Here is a 17,091-nt window from a genome sequence, read left to right as displayed (position 1 = left end):
GAACAAAATCGGCTATTATCGCTTGATTTTCGCGATATACACTCCTTTTCATCATAAAAGGTTCAAATGAGAAAACTTCCCTCAAATCCGGTTTTTACCGCGATTGACAAATATGACCTTCAAGAGGCCGCAAAGGTCGCCCAAAAGGTGGCCAGCATTACCGGTGGCATCAAGCTGGGGAAAGAATTTTTCACGGCCAATGGTCCACAAGGCATCCTGGAAGTTGTCGGCACGGACATCCCTCTTTTTCTCGATCTGAAATTTCATGATATCCCGAATACGGTTGCTGGCGCGGTCCGATCCGCCGCCAAAGCCTTTCAGCCAAACATGCTGACCATTCATGCTGGCGGCGGGCCCGCAATGATCCGCGCGGCAGCAGACGCATCGGCCGAATTTGCAGAAGCCCGGCCATGGATACTGGCCGTCACCGTCCTGACCAGCATGGATCAGGATGATCTGGCGGCGACCGGTGTCGCGGGCCAAACAACGGATCAGGTGATACGACTGGCGCATCTGGCGCAGCAAAATGGTGCCGATGGGGTTATTTGCAGTCCTCTCGAAATTGCAGCGCTCCGGGCAGAATGTGGTCCGGATTTTAAATTGGTCGTTCCGGGTATTCGACCGGCTGGCAGTGATCATGGCGATCAGAAACGGGTAAAAACCCCGGTGGAGGCTCTACAGGAGGGCGCTGACTATCTGGTTATTGGCCGCCCGATAACAAACGCACTGGATCCCGCCGCCGCGGCCCAGATTATTGTTCAGGACCTTACGTGACATGACACCCGTAAAAGCAAAGATATGTGGCTTGACTGACCCACAATCGGTTGATGCCGCTGTCTCTGGAGGGGCCTCCCATATCGGGTTGGTGTTTTATCCCCCCAGTCCCCGGAATGTGAGCATTGAACAGGCTGCGGAACTTGTGCGTCCGGTCCCAAAAGAGGTCACCATTGTCGGTCTGTTTGTTGATCCGGACGACGCGTTTCTGGAACAGATCCTCAACGCCGTTCCCCTTGATCTGTTGCAACTGCATGGGTCGGAAACCCCGTCCCGTGTCGGTGAAATTCGCGCCCGCTTTTCGGTGCCGGTCATGAAAGCCCTGAAAATTGCAGATAAAGAAGATCTGGCCGCGGCAAATCAGTATAAAGATGTCGCTGATATGCTTTTATTTGATGCAAAGGCACCAAAAGACATGAAAAATGCCCTACCGGGTGGAAATGGGCTTGTGTTTGACTGGCGAATGCTGACAAATACTCCCCTTTCCCTGCCATGGATGCTGGCCGGTGGATTAAACAAAGAGAATGTTGCTCAGGCTGTTACAATCAGCGGGGCAGATTTCGTTGATACCTCTTCAGGAGTGGAAGAAAAGCCCGGGAAAAAAGACCCCGCGGCAATCCATGAGTTCCTGAAAGTCGTATACGAAATACGGAATTAAAAAACAGGTAAGTCATGACGCAATTAAATACATACCGGGCAGGCCCGGACGAGACTGGTCATTTTGGACAATTCGGTGGTCGTTTCGTAGCCGAAACTTTAATGCCCCTCATTCTCGAGCTGGATGACGCATATGAAGCCTCCAAAAAGGATCCTGAATTTGCCAAGCAGCTGGCAAGCCTTTTAAAGCATTATGTGGGGCGTGAAAGCCCGCTGTATTTTGCCGAAAGACTGACCGAGCATTTTGGCGGTGCGAAAATCTATTTGAAGCGCGAAGATCTCAATCATACGGGCGCGCATAAAATCAACAACTGTATGGGTCAGATCCTGCTGGCCATGCGGATGGGCAAAAAACGGATTATTGCCGAAACCGGCGCCGGTCAGCACGGGGTTGCCACCGCGACCGTCGCAGCCCGCTTCGGCTTGCCCTGCGCCATTTACATGGGTGAGACCGATATCGAACGGCAGAAACCCAACGTGTTCCGTATGAAATTGATGGGTGCGGAAGTTGTGCCTGTGAAATCCGGCTCCCGCACGCTTAAAGATGCGATGAACGAAGCCCTTCGAGACTGGGTCACCAACGTGTCGGACACCTTCTACATTATTGGAACCGTTGCAGGCCCGCATCCCTACCCTGCTTTGGTCCGGGATTTCCAGAACGTCATTGGTGAGGAAGTACGCCGCCAGATAATGGAAGCAGAAGGCCGCTTGCCTGATACCCTGCTGGCGTGCATCGGCGGTGGCTCTAATGCCATGGGTCTTTTCCATCCCTTCCTCGATGATGAGGGCATTGATATCATTGGCGTCGAGGCTGCTGGACATGGGATCGAAACCGGACAGCATGCGGCCTCGTTGAAAGGCGGACGTCCAGGTGTCCTGCATGGAAACCGCACCTATCTGTTGCAGGATGACGACGGACAGATTATCGAAGCCCATTCGATCTCGGCGGGTCTGGATTATCCCGGCATTGGACCAGAACATAGCTGGTTGAACGATATGGGCCGTGTAAATTATGTGAATGCGACCGATGACGAGGCGATGGAAGCCTTTCAGCTTTGCTGCAAACTTGAAGGGATTATCCCGGCGCTTGAAACCAGCCATGCCTTGGCGCATTTGAAAAAAATTGCACCAGACCTACCAAAAGATCATGTGATTGTTGTCAACCTCTCCGGTCGCGGGGACAAAGATATTTTCACTGTTGCCGACGCACTAGGAGTTGAACTGTGATTGAGACCCGTATTGACCGCCGCTTTGCTGCCCTGAAGGAGCAAGGCCGTTCGGCTTTTGTGACTTTCGTTATGGCCGGTGATCCGGATCTGGAAACCTCTCTGGAAATTATCAGGGGATTACCCAAAGCCGGCGCGGATATCATTGAAATCGGAATGCCGTTCACCGATCCCATGGCAGATGGCGTCGCCATTCAGCAAGCCGGCCTCAGGGCGCTTGCGTCAGGGACAACCCTGAAAGCCACACTGGACCTTATTCGGGCGTTTCGAAAAGGCGATAACGACACACCAATTGTTTTGATGGGCTATTACAACCCTATTTTCTCCTATGGGGTTGATGCGTTCCTCAAAGACGGCAAAGAAGCAGGGATCGACGGTCTTATCATTGTTGATCTTCCGTCAGAAGAAGACGCGGAGCTTTGCGTCCCTGCATTGGATGCCGGGCTAAACTTCATTCGCTTGACGACACCCACCACAGATGATGTTAGATTGCCAACCGTGTTGAAAAATACATCTGGTTTTTTATATTACGTTTCTATTGCAGGAACAACAGGCGCTGCGGCACCAGAACCGGCTGATGTTGCAAAATCCCTTGAACGGATCCGCAAGGCAACCGATATGCCCATTGCAGTAGGGTTTGGCATCAGAGCACCAGAGCAGGCCGCGGCAATTGCCGAAATCGCTGAGGGTGTCGTTGTTGGCTCTGCACTCGTTGAATGTGTTGCTAATGCAGCGACAAAACAGGATGCCGTCAAAGCGACCTTGGCTCTTGCATCGGACCTCTCTACCGGCATTCGTGCCGTGAAAAAGAATTGACAGGAACACCTAGATGAACTGGTTGACCAATAAAGTCCTCCCGAAAATCCGTCAGCTTACGACAACGAAGGATACCCCGGACAATCTGTGGGTGAAATGTTCTTCCTGTGGTCAAATGCTGTATCACGCCGATCTGATGGCAGACATGAACGTTTGTAGTCACTGTGATCATCATATGCGCATTGGACCAAAAGACCGTTTCAAGATGCTGTTTGACGACGATACCTACGATGTTATCGAATTGCCGGAAGTACAGGTTGATCCGCTGAAATTCAGGGATTCTCGCAAATATACAGACCGCCTGCGGGATGCGCGCAACAAAACATCTGACAAAGATGCAATGATTGTTGCCCATGGCAAACTTGGCGGAAATAAAGCCGTCATCGGAGTTCAGAATTTTAACTTCATGGGCGGCTCTCTTGGTATGGCTGTTGGTGAAGCCATCGTGGCGGCGTCCAAACTGGCCATCTTGCAAAAAGCACCGCTTATTCTGTTCACATCAGCCGGTGGAGCGCGCATGCAGGAAGGCATTTTGTCTTTGATGCAGATGCCGCGGACGACGGTTGCTGTCCAGCGCCTGAAAGAAGCCCGCCTCCCCTTTATTGTTGTGCTGACTGATCCGACAACTGGCGGTGTTACAGCGTCTTACGCCATGCTGGGCGATATCCAGATTGCAGAGCCCGGTGCGCTGATCTGTTTTGCAGGCCCTCGTGTCATCGAGGAAACCATTCGCGAAAAATTGCCCGAAGGCTTCCAACGCTCTGAATTCCTATTGGAAAAAGGCATGCTGGACATGGTTATTCATCGGAAAGAGATGAAAAACACTCTGGCCTCTATTATTGACCTGATCGCTAACCAGAAACAAAGCATGTTACCGGCTGAGGATGTGGTTGACGAAAGCCCGGAAGTCATCGAAGAGGCTGTTACCGAGGAAATCGAAGGGTCTGAGCTCCCCAAGTAAGATAAAAGGCTACAGAATGCCGGATCAACATAGCGACACCATCCTGTCGCGCCTGATGGCCCTTCACCCCAAGATTATTGACCTTAATCTGGACAGAATGGCTTATATCCTGGAAAAACTGAACCATCCCGAGCGGCATTTGCCGCCGGTGGTTCATGTTGCCGGAACCAACGGCAAGGGCTCGTTGATCGCCACCTTACGGTCTATTCTTGAGGCGGCGGGCTATTCAGTCCATGTATATACATCCCCGCATCTCGTCCGATTTGCGGAAAGGATCGTCCTGAACGGTGATATTATTCCGGAGCCGGAACTAACTGATCTTCTGTTGAAATGTGAAGAAGCCAATGGCACGGATCCCATCACCTATTTCGAGATCACAACCGCAGCAGCCTTCAAGGCCTTTGCAGAAAATCCAGCCGATATTCTTTTGTTGGAAACCGGGTTAGGGGGACGACTGGATGCCACCAATATGGTGGATAAACCAGCCCTGACCGCCATAACACCCGTTTCCCATGATCATGAACAGTTTCTAGGGTCGGATCTTGCCGGTATTGCCCGAGAAAAAGCCGGGATTATGAAAAATGGCGTTCCAGTGGTCATTGGCCCGCAAGACGCACTGGTAAAAGACACCCTTCAGGAACAGGCGGCCAAAGTGGGTGCCCCGGTCGTGGCTCATGAGGATGGCTGGTCGTTCGAAATACGGGCGGATCACTGGATCTACAAGGGCGGCGATCTGTCGGGTGTCTGGCCCAACCCAGCCCTGAAAGGCGCCCATCAGGTGGCAAATGCGGCGACTGCCCTTGCCTGTCTTGAGCAGCTTAAGGATTTTCACATATCGCCGAACGCCGTAAAAACCGGACTTGAAACTATTGTATGGCCCGCTCGGCTTCAGCCGCTAACCAAAGGCGTCCTTCCCGGTCAGGTACCGGATGGGGTCGAGATTTGGCTGGATGGCGGCCATAATGAAGCCGCAGGTGCCCGTATTGCAGAGAGTTTTAAGGAATGGAACGGAGCGGAGCCTGTCCCCGTTTACCTGATCTCAGGAATGCTGAACACCAAAGACCAGATTTCATTTTTCAGAAAATTGCAGCCGATTGTTGAAAAAGCCGTTGCGGTGCCTATCGATGGGGAAACGGCGGCAACACCGGTGGCTGAACTGGCAACGCTGGGACAGGCGGCAGGTCTGGATATGACAACAGCCCCCTCGGTTGAGGAGGCTGTCGATATTCTAATTCCTCATCTGGCCAAACGGCCGTGCCGTCTACTGATCTGTGGAAGCCTGTATCTAGCGGGCCGGATCCTGAGAGAAAACAGCTAAGCTATGGGGCAAGACGGTATCCACCGGTTTCTGTAATCAGGATCGAAGCCGACGACGGATCTGTTTCGATTTTCTGGCGCAAGCGGTAAATGTGGGTTTCCAGCGTATGGGTTGTGACTTCCGCATTATAGCCCCACACCTCATTCAGCAGTATATCCCGGGAAACGACCTTTTGCCCTGCACGGAACAGATATTTCAGGATAGAAGTCTCTTTTTCAGTCAGACGAATTTTCTGCTCGTTATCTTTTTGAACCAACAGCTTTTTTGACGGCTGAAAACTGTAGGGACCGATCGTGAAAATGGCATCTTCGCTTTGTTCGTGCTGGCGAAGCTGCGCCCGAATTCGAGCCAGCAGAACGCCGATCCGAAACGGTTTGGCCACATAATCATTGGCCCCGGACTCCAGACCCAAAATCTGATCGCTGTCACTATCCTGTGCGGTGAGCATGATGATCGGTGCCCGTGATCCGTTTTTACGCATGATTTTGCAGGCTTCCCGCCCGTCCATGTCTGGCAGGCCTACATCCAGCAGAACCAGATCAAAATGACCCTTTTTAATCATTTCCAGTCCGTCAGCCGCACAGGCGGCCTGCTGGGTTACAAACTCTTCATGCAGATCCAGCTGTTCCGCCAGTGTTTCTCTAAGACTGTCATCATCATCCACCAGAAGAATCTTTTTAACGCCTGACATGGATATCTCCCCAAACTGAGTTCTATTCAACGGTCTGTCGAGACATCTCGGTATCAGTCCGCTGCCTCTATGTTATCCTATTTTTGCGCCGTTCAAGGGGCAAACGCAGCAAAACCCGACGGTTCTCACGTAACTGTGATAAGCCTGTTCTACCACGACACAATCCTGTTACCACTTATAATACCGTTCCTGTGGGACAGTGAAAGTTTTCAGTTAAAGATTGTACAATGTTATACTATAACGAAATATGTTGGCTTAACTGCAATGCAGCTGATACAACAGGACAAAAATAACCTATTCGGCGACACTCCATGACAGCAGATATAAAAACAGACCCCGACACTAAAAGCTTGCGACGCGTGGATCGAGCCATTGCAGATTTACGGCGCGGACTTCCGGTCGTTATTCATTCTGAAAATGGGGCGGTTGTTGCCTTATCAACTGAAATGGCATTCGACGCAGAGCTCGAAAAACTGGCCGCGATGGGCGAGGCTCCTTTTCTTGCCCTAACGGCACACCGGGCCAATGTTTTGCATATCAAACCGACCGGTGAAAATACGATCCGTGTGAAGATTGAAGACTGGATGGATGTTCCTCTGATGCGCGCCCTTGCAGATGCAACCCACGATCTGGATCATCCCTTCAGGGGGCCGTTTACACGGTTAAAAGGGGCTGTTTCAAAAGCGTGCGAGGGCTCTATCAAATTGGCTAAACTGGCCCGCCTGCTTCCGTCAACACTGGTCAGTGAAATTGACGCTGATACCGCTGAGGACTTGGCCGCAAATGAAGATTTAGGCATCCTTCACGCGTCAGAAATTTTTCAGTATGACGAACGGGCAGCCTTTCAGCTTCATCCTGTTGCGGGCGCCTGGGTTCCCCTGCAAGGGTCTGAGAATACGCATATCCAGTCCTTTCGACCCATCGATGGCGGCATCGAACATCTGGCAATCCTGATCGGCGATCCGAACCGGCATGAACCCGTTCTAGCCCGCCTTCATTCAGAATGTTTTACCGGGGATCTCATCGGATCTTTAAAATGCGATTGCGGGGAACAGCTTCGCGGCGCTATCAAAGCGATTGCGGATGAAGGATCTGGTGTATTGCTTTATCTGGCACAGGAAGGACGGGGTATTGGCCTGATCAACAAATTACGGGCCTACAAACTCCAAAAAGATGGATTTGATACCATTGATGCGAATGAGCGTCTGGGTTTTGACGCGGACGAACGGGTGTTCAGGCCCGCAGCGGAAATGCTGAAACATCTGGGGTTCAACAAGGTTCGCCTTATGACGAACAACCCGGAAAAAGTCGAAGGACTGGATCGCTGCGGCATCGACGTTGTCGAACGGGTGGTTCACAAATTTCCCTCCAACAGCCATAACGAACTGTATCTGGCCACCAAGCGGAAAAAAAGTGGCCATTACCTGTAAGGGGTAGGCTTTTCCCGGAAAAATCTGCCCATCACGAAGCCTGCCGGTTTACACGCCGCAGTTTTCTGCCTCTCTTCTCTGGCACAGACTTTGCTTATAAAGGGTCAGAGGAGAAAATAATGAGTGTTGCTAGCGTTCAAAACGATCCATTTGCCTATCTTGATCAAGCGTATCAAGGTGCGAATAATGAGGTTCGTTATACGTCTGTTGAAAAAACCACCGCCGAAGCGCCGTCAGATGCTGCGGCGGGAACGGAAGAAGAGACAACAGCACTCTTTGGTGAAGACGGATTTGGGTTCGACGATTTTCTCGATATTATCAATCCGCTACAGCATATTCCCGTTATTTCCAACCTATATAGAGAATTCACAGGGGACGAACTGAGCCCGGGCGCACGAATGATCGGCGGCGGGATCTTTGGCGGCGGGGTTGGTTTGGCTTCCTCGGTGATTAACTCTGCCATCGAAATGCAAACGGGCAAGGATATCGGCGGTCATGTTATCGGCCTGTTCACCTCGGATGACGAAACAGCCCCCGCACCGCAGGCCGTGGCAGACGTAACCGGTCAGCCAAGTACCGCAGCCACCGATAGACAAGCCCCCTCACCCTTACTGCAGGCTGCCAGTCTGGCCGCCGTAAATACCGCCCCCGTAGGGGCCCCAGGGCCCGCCAGCAAGGCCTTACCTGTCAATGAAGAGGTCCGCCCGTCCACGCCGACTGACGCGAGTAACGTTCCTGAGCCAAAATTGTTTATGGGTCTGGAATGGAAGGGCGGCGCGCCGAATATTGGCGACAATATTAAACAACTGGAGACACTACAGAAGAAAAACCTGTCAGAATCCCAGATGAACGAGATTTTTAAAGCCTTTGGTTCTGCAGCCCCTGTTCAGCCGGAAACTGAGGTAAAACCGGTTTCACTGACAACAAAACCCGCTGATCCTCTTGCATCAAAACAGGAACCCTCGGCTCAGCCACACACCAACCTGTATACCCCACCGGTGGATGCAGCGGTTCGCACCCCTGTTGATCTGGGACAGTCGTTTCAGTATCTGGATACGGCCGTTTAAGACACTGCAATTGATTTTCGGCGTTTAAGCTGGGTGACAATAAGGCCCGCTGTTATGAGAGCCAACCCGCCCCAGGTTTGGCTGACAGGCTCTTCCCCAAAAAACAGATATCCCCAGGCAACACCCAGTACCGGGTTAATATAGTTGTTCAAAGACACAAAGGTCGCTCCAGCGCGCATTATAACAAAAAACAGCAGCAACGTTGCGATCGCTGTTGGAAATATTCCCAAAACAAGGACGGCCGTCAACGAGGACAGATCCGGCGTTTGGCGCCATGGCGCATCCAGAACAAGGCAGATAGGAACTGACACCAGACTTGCGGTGATCAAAACACCAGCAGCCCTTGAAACAGGTTCCATGGGCGGCATTTTACGGGCAATGAAACTGGCCGACACGTAACAGAACCCGCCCGCGACAATGGCCAGTTGACTAAAGGCGTTCAGTCCCAACTCGGCAAGGGCGCCGGGCCCGATCATCACGACAATCCCGGCAAATCCAATCAACACACCCAACAATCTGGGTACTGTCAGTTTTTCATCCTTCGTCGCGAAATGCCCGATCAGAAAACTGGAAAGCGGCACCGATCCGATTAAAATGGCAGCAACAGAACTGTCGACCTCCAACTCGGCCCAACTGATCAGGTAAAAAGGAACCGCGTTTCCGATCACACCGATCAAGGCAAAAAAGGTCCAGCTTTGTCGATCCGTAGGCAGGGATACCCCCCTGATTTTCATGATCACATATAAAAACAACGCTGCTGTCAGCATCCGACCCGAGGACACGGTTAGCGGGCTTAGGGTTTGAACAGCAATCTTGATAAATAGAAAGCTGGAGCTCCACATAAGGGCGAGGGCTCCCAACGCCACATAATCAAGGGTTTGTGCTTTATTTATCATGAAATTCTCTTTGGAGATGTCGCAAGGCGTTCTACAGTATCCCAATGAATATTCGGGTCAAACAAAATAAAATTCCCTTTGGGACACTCTCGTTTGACGGGCAGTCCTGGCCCTGTGCTGTCGGGAAATCAGGGGTCACAGCCGATAAGAAAGAAGGGGATCATGCATCTCCTGCCGGCGTCTTTCCTATCCGTGCTGTGTATTTCAGGGCTGACAGGATCGATCGACCCCGCACATCTGTACCCGTTTTTGAAATTTCAGAAAAAGACGGATGGTGTGACGACCCTTCGTCCGCAGCCTATAATCAAAAGATTACACTGCCCTTTGAAGACCGTCACGAATGCCTGATGCGGGAAGATCATTTATATGATCTGATTGTTGTGCTTGGACATAACGACAACCCACCCATACCGGGAAAGGGCAGTTGCATCTTCATGCATGTGGCAAAGGAAGATTATTCAGGGACAGAAGGTTGCGTTGCACTGCGTTTAGACCATTTGCAATCTTTGTTAGGCCGGATATCCACCGAAACCTGTTTGGAAATCACGCTTCCTTAGGCGGTAATGCGTCTTTGTTTAAAAATCCGATGGCCAGGATATTTTCCATATCTTCCTTAACACGATCATAAGCACCCTCTTCTGATAAATGGCCCGCCCATCTCATCGACAGCAAACCATGCATACAAACCCAAAGAACCGGATTTAATCGTTCTGGCGGAATAAGAAACAGTCCCTGATTAAAGGCCTCTTCCATGGGTTGGTAAGCCATCATTCTAAACCGTTCTGCCGCCTCCAATACTTCCGGGGCGACATAATCCTTTGGATTCTCAGGCGCGAATGAAAGGCGATAGAGAGTTGGTTTTTCCTCTCCAAATTTCATATAGGTCCGACCCATAACCGTCAGCTTATCAAGAATCTCGCTTTCCTGATCCATCGCCGCTTTACACTGGTCGTATAAGTATCGATAGGTTTCCACACATATTTTCTGCAGAAGATCGGCCTTATCTTCGAAATACAGATATGGGGTTGTCCGGCTGATCCCGGCCTCTGTTGCCAAGCGACGCAGTGTCAGCGCCTGAAAGCCTTCTTCTTCCAGGATGCGAACAGCGACCTGGATTAATTCCTTACGTTTTGCCGCAATTTGTTCTTCTGTTAGTGTTCTGGCCAAAAAATATACCTTCAATTTTTAAATTGACAACGTCAATTGACTGTGTCAATAAATCATCAATACCAATAATTGTTCTTCTGTACAAGAGTATTCGCAGCAGTCGAAAGAGACAAGAGAGCGCCATGCAAAAAAATCCAGAATTCGCGGAAAACATGTATCTCAGCACCCCGTTGGCAAAGCTTTTTGTCAAAACGGCGCTACCGATCATCCTGATTATGTTTACCAACGGCCTTTATACGGTGGTCGATGGCTGGTTCGTAGGACGGTTTGTTGGCGCAGAGGCCCTCTCAGCTGTCACTATGGTGTTTCCATTATACATGATTGTTATTGCACTGGGGACACTGGTTTCATCCGGTTTTTCCAGTGTCCTTGCGCGGATGCTGGGCGCAGGCGAATATGACCGCGGGGCCCATGCGATGAGCAGCGCGCTTATCTTATCTACGTTTGTTTGTGCCTTTCTGATGGTTTTGTATGAACTTTTTGGATCAGACCTGATTGTAGCGATTGCCAACGGATCGCCATCGCTTGCCGGGATGGGGGATCTTTATATTTCACTTACAATTTTCCTGTCCCCGGTCTTCTTCCTGATCGCCATGCTGTCCGACAGCTTTCGCTGTCAGGGAAAACTGGGATTAATGACGCTCATTACGGTTCTGTCCGTTCTTTTCAACATGTTCTTTAATTACCTGCTCATCGTTGAATTTAATATGGGGGTTGCCGGTTCTGCCTACGGCACGGCCCTCGCCCAGACCGCCGCCAGCGTTATTGCCCTTGGCTACATGTATTCCAACGAGGGGGTTTTACGGTTCAAACTAAGCCGATTTACAGATCTTTTTCGCCATTGGTTTGACTATATCGCCTTGGGTGCCCCAACGAGCCTGTCCTATATCGGTGTTTCGGCAATGTCAGCCAGCATCATCTATCAGATTCAGATCTGGAATGCTGATACTTACGAAACCACCGTTGCCGCTTATGGTATTGTAACCCGGCTCTTAACCTTCGGATATATGCCGCTACTGGGTCTAACCCTTGCGCAACAGGCGATTATAGGGAACAATTTTGGAGCCAGAAACTGGGATCGCGTGGTCAACAGCCTCAAAATCACCATTGTCACTTCGCTTCTTTATTGTGCCGCCCTGCAGGTTATTTTCATTACCCTTGCCGGGCCGATCAGTTCGATCTTTGTTGATGATCCCCGTGTGATTGCGGAAACAGCACGCATTCTGCCACCGCAAATCCTTCTGTATTTGCTCTTTGGCCCCCTGCTGATGTTGCCGAGTTTCTTCCAGTCAATTGGGGATGCCAAACGCGCCGGGATTTTGGGTCTTACCAAAATTTATGTCTTCGGAATTCCGTTTATTCTGTTTCTGCCAACCTTGATCGGCGAAATGGGGATCTGGTATGCCGGGGTGGTGACTGAAGTTGCCGCGTTCTCTTTGTCGGCTCTTGTATTATGGCAGGTTTTCAGCAAAGGGAAGCGCGGAAAAGCCTTTTTGGAAACCCGCGCCGCCAATGCATCCGCAGACTAGGACGTACGGGTGCCAAAAACACCGGTCCCCACTCTGACCGATGTTGCTCCAAACTGAACAGCTGTTTCAAAATCGCCGCTCATGCCCATACTTAATTTTCTGAGGCCATTCCGGGCGGCGATTTTGCCAAGCAGTGCGAAATACGGGGCAACCTGTTCTACATTGGGCGGAATACACATAAGCCCTTCCACCGTCAAACCATGGATTTCCCGGCATTCCTGAATGAACGCATCCGCCTCATCAATCGGAATACCGGACTTTTGCTCCTCTTCCCCAATATTCACCTGGATATAAACAGGCAGATCCTTTTTCGCCGCTTTTATCTCTGCTGCCAGTATTTTCGCAAGTTTTGGGCGGTCAACCGACTGAATAATATCAAACAGTGCAACGGCTTCCTTTGCTTTGTTGGTTTGCAAAGGACCAATAAGATGAAGTTTTATGTCTGGAAATTCTGACTTGAAACCAGGCCATTTGCCTTGTGCTTCCTGAACCCTGTTTTCCCCAAACTCCCGGTGACCCGCCTCTAACGCATCGCGTACACGCTCATCAGGCTGTTTTTTGGAAACGGCGATTAGGGCCACATCCTCAGGATTACGCTGCCATTTAACGGCAATTTTGGCGATTTTCTTTTTTAAGGATGCCAGATTTTCAGAAACTTCACTCATCATTCACTCAATTCCGATTGCGGACCTGTTTCCATAGCAAATAGCAGAGGCTGCGTTTAAAAAAAACCTTTAAGCCTCTTCCGTGACAATGATAGCCTGTAACCATGACAGACCCCAAACTCTTTTACTTTACCGATGACCAACGCGGGACCGATCCCGTCAAAATGGCAGAAAAACTTCCCGCCAATACGGGAATTATCTTTCGCCACTACCAGACGGGTAATCGGACATCCTTAGCGCATAAACTGTCTATTTTGTGCAAAAAAAGGACATTAAAGCTGATTATCGCGCAAAATCCGGAGTTATCTAAAAAGATCGGGGCCTTTGGGTGTCATTTACCGGAATATATGATGCAGCGATTACCCCTATTGAAACATCAATATCCGGATCTGTATTTCAGTGTTGCCTGCCATTCTGTCCGGCAGGTCCTTCAAGCGCAGCGAAATGGGGCGGATGGAGCTTTCTTATCCCCTCTTTTTCCAACCAAAAGCCATCCGGGCGATCGGACATATAGTCCCTATTCTCTTTGCAGCGCCCGTCAAAAGCTAACCATGCCTGTTTTCGGACTTGGTGGCGTTACAAATCAAAAGGGGCAGTTTTTAAAAGGTCTGGGATATTCAGGATATGGGGCAATCAGTGAGCTGGAAAACAGATATCTGTAAGGCCTGCCATTAATATCCGTCCGGTAGATATCCGAACCGTTTCATCTGGGCATAATTGGGCCGAATAATCCGTTCGATTTGGGTCTCCGTCAGCTTGGATTTCCACTGACCGGTTTTCCCAACCCGGAAAAAGCTTTTGCTATGCTGGGATTTTTCGGTAAACCCATCCCGTTTTTCCATCTGGCGCAAGGCCTTGAACGAGCATTGTTTGGCGGCTTTCTGAACCTGTTTCACATCCGGTTGCGTGCCTAAAAAACTCAGTATTTCACTGAACATATCAATCGGGGTTGCATGAAGATCTTCATACCGAACGACAAAAACAGGAAAAGGCGGATTTTCTGACCAGCTTTTCACATTTTCGGTCCACGAACAGAATATCTGGCGGACCATTGTCTCGGTCGGGGCCGTGCTACCATTGGGATTACTGATAAAATCGATGGCTTTGTCCACTGTCAGCCCAAAATGATCAGCAACGGACAATACAAGATCCAGTGGATTTCGAATGATATACAGGCCCGATGCCGTAACAGTGGGTGTAATCAGCGGAATATCGTAATAGGTGGACAGCAGGTTATGGGTCTTTACAAAAACCTCGTTCGGCTTTTGAGCAGCAATGTGGGAATGCGCCAGTGGCGTTAGCGCCATGATTTCCGCATCTGACAGGCTATCTACATTTTTGCTGGTCACCGCGCGGTAGGATGTTTTACTGGAACCGCCAAAAGTGGACAGATCAAGGGTGTTGAGATCCTGTTTCTCTTCCTGTCCTTTGAAATAGCTGTTCAGAAACATCCGAACCCAGGTGTTTCCTGACTTCGGATAGGAGGCCAGCCAAACGATTTTGCCCATTAAACCCTCTATAGATAGCCGTGCTGCGCCATCATTTGTGAATGAACATCGGTTATACGCTTCACCTGATCATCTGTCAGGGTTGTTTTCCATTGGCCGGCTTTACCTGAACGAAAGAATTTTTCGGTCTTATCGGACCGTTCGGTAAATCCGTCTTTTTGTTCCTGTTTTTGCAATACCTTGAACGAAGACTGCTTGATCGCCTTATTCAATGTATTTTTGGTCGCGGGTATCTGCAGAAATTTTGCGACGCCGCCAAAGGTTTTTGACGGTTTAAACAGCATATCTTCGTACCGGACCACATGCATGAAGTCCGGATTGAACTTCTCCCAGCTTTTACAATGATCCGTCCAGGTGCCATAAATCTGCGGAAGTTTATAGTCATCTTCCGGGGTCTGCGCCTGGGGGTCGTTCATAAAGTCGATGGCTTCATCGATGGAAAAGTCAAAATGATGGGCTAGACTGATCACCACATCCAAAGGATTTCGAACGATAAAAAGAGCGCCGGCCGTTTGTTCAGGGGTAATAAACGGTACATTCCAGTTTTTGATCAGGGCATTGTGGGTTTTGACAAAAACGGATTCCGGTTTAGAGCGCACCATAGCTTCCTGTGCCTTGGGGGTAAGCCGCATTACCTCTTCAGGGGTAAGACCTGTCAGCGGTTTCCCATAGGCCTTTTCATACCAGTATTTCTGACTATCCCCATAAGTGAAGTTTGCCAGTTCATTGATATGAACGGATTGCGTCCGGTTTTGAATCAGATTGTGAAGAAAGGACCGCATCCATGTATTTCCCGATTTGGGATAGGATGCCAACCAAATAATGCCGCCCATTAAGCCAGTACCTCTTATTTACGTCAGGGCATTGTAGCGGGCGTCGATGGGTAATCAATCATAGAATAAAAAAAGGGGCAGACCGAAGCCCACCCCTCTTTAATTGGTATCTGTTCTTCAAATTAGAAGGACAGTGAAGTACCTACGAAGAATACTGTTGCATCTTCGCCTTCTGAACCAGTTGTATCTTCGTCACCATCCCAGAACTGGATACCACCGAAAGCAGTGATTCCTGGTCCAAGAACGTACTGACCGCCGAGTACAACAGCGTGCAGAGTACCGTCACCAACGTTTGCAGCACCAAAAGCGTTTGTGCCTGTAGGTGTGTCGTCGTCGATGTCAACACCAGCATACTGTACGCCGATTTTCCAAGGGCCCTGACCGTAAGTAACACCTACGTTCCAGTCTTGACGCTCGTTGTCGTCGTTTGCACCATCGTTGTCAGAGTACTTGTAAGCACCACCAACAGAGAAGCCACCGAAACCAACTGTCAAGCCAGCTGCGATTTCGTCTGTGTCATCAGTTGTTGTACGTGTGATCAGCTGGTAACCCAAAGAAGCCTGAACGCTTACAGTGTTGAATTTAGCTGAGTAGTTTACGCCTACTGAGTAAGCTTCGTCTTCAGCACCTTCGTCCTGAATTGGAGCATATGGGCTTACGCCGCCAGATGAACCAGTTTCTTCGTCTCCATCAGGAGTGTAAGAAGCACCGAACTGGAAACCAGAGAAACGTGGTGTGAAGTAAGTGATCTTGTCACTGTCACCAAGTTCGTTTGGCAGAGTTGAAGGCGTTGTGAAACCAGATGCGTTAGCATTTGGTGAAGACAGGCCCCAAGCTGGAACTGGTGATGGTGAAGAATAGTGCATCAGGTATGCAGCTGAATCTTCAGAACCGATGTTGATGCGGCCGAATGAGCCAGAAACATACATGAATGTTTCGTCAACCTGGTCGCCAGTTGCACGGGCTTCAAGCTGGATGTTGACGCCGAATTTCAGGCCATTGTCCAGAGTTGTTGAACCAGTGAAGAAAACTTCGCCTTCGTGACGGATGTCAGTAGGAAGCTGGTTTGTGTCGTTGTCGTAGTCGGCAGCAACGAATGAAGTCTGCAGGTAGCCACCGAGGCCGAGTTTGATTTTGTCAGCAGCAGAAGCAGAACCTGCTGTGAGGGCTGTAGCAGCTACAAGTGCTGTTGTGCCCAGGATTACTTTTTTCATTTTGTCTCCCCTCTGCTCATTAGAAGCTAGAGAAATAGATTAATAAACGACGCAAGGCACTTGGCCCTGTTAGCCGAGACCGAGTAAATGACGTTACCCCCCCAACCGTCAAGCGATAGGACCTGCCTCTTTTTCCAAATTTGGACAGACTGTGCTCAAAAAGTCACAAACTATCGGTAGAACCGATTTTTGATGGCTTGGCGCACGGAGCCAGATCCCTGTTTCAAGAGCCCCGGTCCCACCAATCCTGATAAAAAACGCAAAAAAACACCGGATTCTACCGAGATTCCTTCAATCCCTTATTGTTCGCGTTGGGAAGCTGCATTAGACTGGCGCCAT

Annotated in this window: 18 protein-coding genes; 11 read left to right on the top strand and 7 right to left on the bottom strand. The window is 50.0% G+C overall.

Going from position 1 to position 17,091, the window contains the following annotated elements; all coding sequences use genetic code 11:
* Positions 1-66 precede the first annotated feature (66 nt).
* Genes pyrF through OIR97_RS00355 form a run of 6 tightly spaced genes read left to right on the top strand, consistent with a single transcriptional unit; the run spans position 67 to position 5,752 of the window.
* Entirely contained in the window at positions 67-774 is a 708-nt protein-coding gene (gene pyrF / locus OIR97_RS00380) for an orotidine-5'-phosphate decarboxylase (RefSeq protein ID WP_169543779.1), read from the top strand.
* Position 775: 1 nt separating this feature from the next.
* Positions 776-1,432: a phosphoribosylanthranilate isomerase gene (locus OIR97_RS00375; RefSeq protein WP_169543778.1), complete on the top strand. Its 657-nt coding sequence runs from the start codon at positions 776-778 to the stop codon at positions 1,430-1,432.
* 14 nt (positions 1,433-1,446) lie between these two features.
* Positions 1,447-2,658, top strand: a complete 1,212-nt coding sequence (trpB, locus tag OIR97_RS00370) for a tryptophan synthase subunit beta (RefSeq protein ID WP_169543777.1) — start codon at positions 1,447-1,449, stop codon at positions 2,656-2,658.
* Entirely contained in the window at positions 2,658-3,473 is an 816-nt protein-coding gene (gene trpA, locus OIR97_RS00365; RefSeq protein ID WP_169544357.1) for a tryptophan synthase subunit alpha, read from the top strand. Before trpB ends, trpA begins: the two co-directional genes overlap by 1 nt.
* A 13-nt stretch (positions 3,474-3,486) precedes the next feature.
* Entirely contained in the window at positions 3,487-4,434 is a 948-nt protein-coding gene (accD, locus tag OIR97_RS00360) for an acetyl-CoA carboxylase, carboxyltransferase subunit beta (protein ID WP_169543776.1), read from the top strand.
* A gap of 16 nt (positions 4,435-4,450) precedes the next feature.
* Entirely contained in the window at positions 4,451-5,752 is a 1,302-nt protein-coding gene (locus tag OIR97_RS00355) for a bifunctional folylpolyglutamate synthase/dihydrofolate synthase (protein ID WP_169543775.1), read from the top strand.
* 1 nt (position 5,753) lies between these two features.
* On the opposite strand, the gene OIR97_RS00350 is transcribed toward OIR97_RS00355, so the two are convergent.
* On the bottom strand, positions 5,754-6,443 hold the full coding sequence (locus tag OIR97_RS00350) for a response regulator transcription factor (RefSeq protein WP_169543774.1): 690 nt from the start codon (positions 6,441-6,443) through the stop codon (positions 5,754-5,756).
* A gap of 311 nt (positions 6,444-6,754) precedes the next feature.
* Between OIR97_RS00350 and ribA the strand changes: the two genes are divergently transcribed.
* Positions 6,755-7,873: a GTP cyclohydrolase II gene (ribA, locus tag OIR97_RS00345; RefSeq protein WP_169543773.1), complete on the top strand. Its 1,119-nt coding sequence runs from the start codon at positions 6,755-6,757 to the stop codon at positions 7,871-7,873.
* Between the two features lie 119 nt (positions 7,874-7,992).
* Entirely contained in the window at positions 7,993-8,940 is a 948-nt protein-coding gene (locus OIR97_RS00340; protein WP_169543772.1) for a hypothetical protein, read from the top strand.
* Here OIR97_RS00340 and OIR97_RS00335 read toward each other — a convergent pair.
* Positions 8,937-9,836 carry a DMT family transporter gene (locus tag OIR97_RS00335; RefSeq protein WP_169543771.1) on the bottom strand — a complete coding sequence of 300 codons (900 nt, stop codon included), beginning with the start codon at positions 9,834-9,836 and terminating at the stop codon, positions 8,937-8,939. The two genes, OIR97_RS00340 and OIR97_RS00335, sit on opposite strands and share 4 nt — an antisense overlap.
* Before the next feature lie 44 nt (positions 9,837-9,880).
* Between OIR97_RS00335 and OIR97_RS00330 the strand changes: the two genes are divergently transcribed.
* The gene (locus tag OIR97_RS00330; RefSeq protein ID WP_169543770.1) at positions 9,881-10,393 is read left to right on the top strand and encodes a L,D-transpeptidase family protein; all 513 of its coding nucleotides are present in this window, start codon (positions 9,881-9,883) and stop codon (positions 10,391-10,393) included.
* Here the strand turns inward: OIR97_RS00330 and OIR97_RS00325 are convergent.
* Positions 10,380-11,003 (bottom strand): TetR/AcrR family transcriptional regulator, encoded by a 624-nt coding sequence (locus OIR97_RS00325; RefSeq protein ID WP_169543769.1) that lies wholly within the window; start codon positions 11,001-11,003, stop codon positions 10,380-10,382. The two genes, OIR97_RS00330 and OIR97_RS00325, sit on opposite strands and share 14 nt — an antisense overlap.
* Positions 11,004-11,125: 122 nt before the next feature.
* Between OIR97_RS00325 and OIR97_RS00320 the strand changes: the two genes are divergently transcribed.
* Positions 11,126-12,532 (top strand): MATE family efflux transporter, encoded by a 1,407-nt coding sequence (locus tag OIR97_RS00320; RefSeq protein WP_169543768.1) that lies wholly within the window; start codon positions 11,126-11,128, stop codon positions 12,530-12,532.
* On the opposite strand, the gene OIR97_RS00315 is transcribed toward OIR97_RS00320, so the two are convergent.
* Positions 12,529-13,200, bottom strand: coding sequence for a YggS family pyridoxal phosphate-dependent enzyme (locus OIR97_RS00315; protein WP_246201883.1), 672 nt, complete (start codon positions 13,198-13,200; stop codon positions 12,529-12,531). The genes OIR97_RS00320 and OIR97_RS00315 overlap by 4 nt on opposite strands.
* Before the next feature lie 101 nt (positions 13,201-13,301).
* Here OIR97_RS00315 and OIR97_RS00310 point away from each other — a divergent pair, with 101 nt between their 5' ends.
* Positions 13,302-13,859 carry a thiamine phosphate synthase gene (locus tag OIR97_RS00310; protein WP_169543767.1) on the top strand — a complete coding sequence of 186 codons (558 nt, stop codon included), beginning with the start codon at positions 13,302-13,304 and terminating at the stop codon, positions 13,857-13,859.
* Between the two features lie 9 nt (positions 13,860-13,868).
* Here the strand turns inward: OIR97_RS00310 and OIR97_RS00305 are convergent, their stop codons facing one another.
* From OIR97_RS00305 to OIR97_RS00295, 3 genes are all read right to left on the bottom strand, one after another.
* Positions 13,869-14,705, bottom strand: coding sequence for a sulfotransferase domain-containing protein (locus tag OIR97_RS00305; RefSeq protein ID WP_169543766.1), 837 nt, complete (start codon positions 14,703-14,705; stop codon positions 13,869-13,871).
* An 8-nt stretch (positions 14,706-14,713) separates the two neighbouring features.
* A complete protein-coding gene (locus OIR97_RS00300; RefSeq protein WP_169543765.1) occupies positions 14,714-15,538 on the bottom strand; it encodes a sulfotransferase domain-containing protein in 825 nt (274 codons plus the stop codon).
* A 122-nt stretch (positions 15,539-15,660) separates the two neighbouring features.
* On the bottom strand, positions 15,661-16,752 hold the full coding sequence (locus OIR97_RS00295; RefSeq protein WP_169543764.1) for a porin: 1,092 nt from the start codon (positions 16,750-16,752) through the stop codon (positions 15,661-15,663).
* Positions 16,753-17,091 lie beyond the last annotated feature (339 nt).

It is taken from the genome of Sneathiella aquimaris, from assembly GCF_026409565.1.
Taxonomy (GTDB): Bacteria; Pseudomonadota; Alphaproteobacteria; order Sneathiellales; family Sneathiellaceae; genus Sneathiella; species Sneathiella aquimaris.
This window is presented reverse-complemented; position numbering and strand designations above follow the sequence as displayed.

Bases quoted from the DNA above. Each gene is read 5' to 3' on its own strand.
- accD (WP_169543776.1), top strand. From the start codon at position 3,487: ATGAACTGGTTGACCAATAAAGTCCTCCCGAAAATCCGTCAGCTTACG.
- OIR97_RS00300 (WP_169543765.1), bottom strand. From the start codon at position 15,538: ATGGGCGGCATTATTTGGTTGGCATCCTATCCCAAATCGGGAAATACA.
- OIR97_RS00335 (WP_169543771.1), bottom strand. From the start codon at position 9,836: ATGATAAATAAAGCACAAACCCTTGATTATGTGGCGTTGGGAGCCCTC.
- OIR97_RS00315 (WP_246201883.1), bottom strand. From the start codon at position 13,200: ATGATGAGTGAAGTTTCTGAAAATCTGGCATCCTTAAAAAAGAAAATC.
- trpB (WP_169543777.1), top strand. From the start codon at position 1,447: ATGACGCAATTAAATACATACCGGGCAGGCCCGGACGAGACTGGTCAT.
- OIR97_RS00310 (WP_169543767.1), top strand. From the start codon at position 13,302: ATGACAGACCCCAAACTCTTTTACTTTACCGATGACCAACGCGGGACC.
- pyrF (WP_169543779.1), top strand. From the start codon at position 67: ATGAGAAAACTTCCCTCAAATCCGGTTTTTACCGCGATTGACAAATAT.
- ribA (WP_169543773.1), top strand. From the start codon at position 6,755: ATGACAGCAGATATAAAAACAGACCCCGACACTAAAAGCTTGCGACGC.
- OIR97_RS00305 (WP_169543766.1), bottom strand. From the start codon at position 14,705: ATGGGCAAAATCGTTTGGCTGGCCTCCTATCCGAAGTCAGGAAACACC.
- OIR97_RS00295 (WP_169543764.1), bottom strand. From the start codon at position 16,752: ATGAAAAAAGTAATCCTGGGCACAACAGCACTTGTAGCTGCTACAGCC.
- OIR97_RS00340 (WP_169543772.1), top strand. From the start codon at position 7,993: ATGAGTGTTGCTAGCGTTCAAAACGATCCATTTGCCTATCTTGATCAA.
- OIR97_RS00375 (WP_169543778.1), top strand. From the start codon at position 776: ATGACACCCGTAAAAGCAAAGATATGTGGCTTGACTGACCCACAATCG.
- OIR97_RS00355 (WP_169543775.1), top strand. From the start codon at position 4,451: ATGCCGGATCAACATAGCGACACCATCCTGTCGCGCCTGATGGCCCTT.
- OIR97_RS00350 (WP_169543774.1), bottom strand. From the start codon at position 6,443: ATGTCAGGCGTTAAAAAGATTCTTCTGGTGGATGATGATGACAGTCTT.
- OIR97_RS00330 (WP_169543770.1), top strand. From the start codon at position 9,881: ATGAATATTCGGGTCAAACAAAATAAAATTCCCTTTGGGACACTCTCG.
- OIR97_RS00320 (WP_169543768.1), top strand. From the start codon at position 11,126: ATGCAAAAAAATCCAGAATTCGCGGAAAACATGTATCTCAGCACCCCG.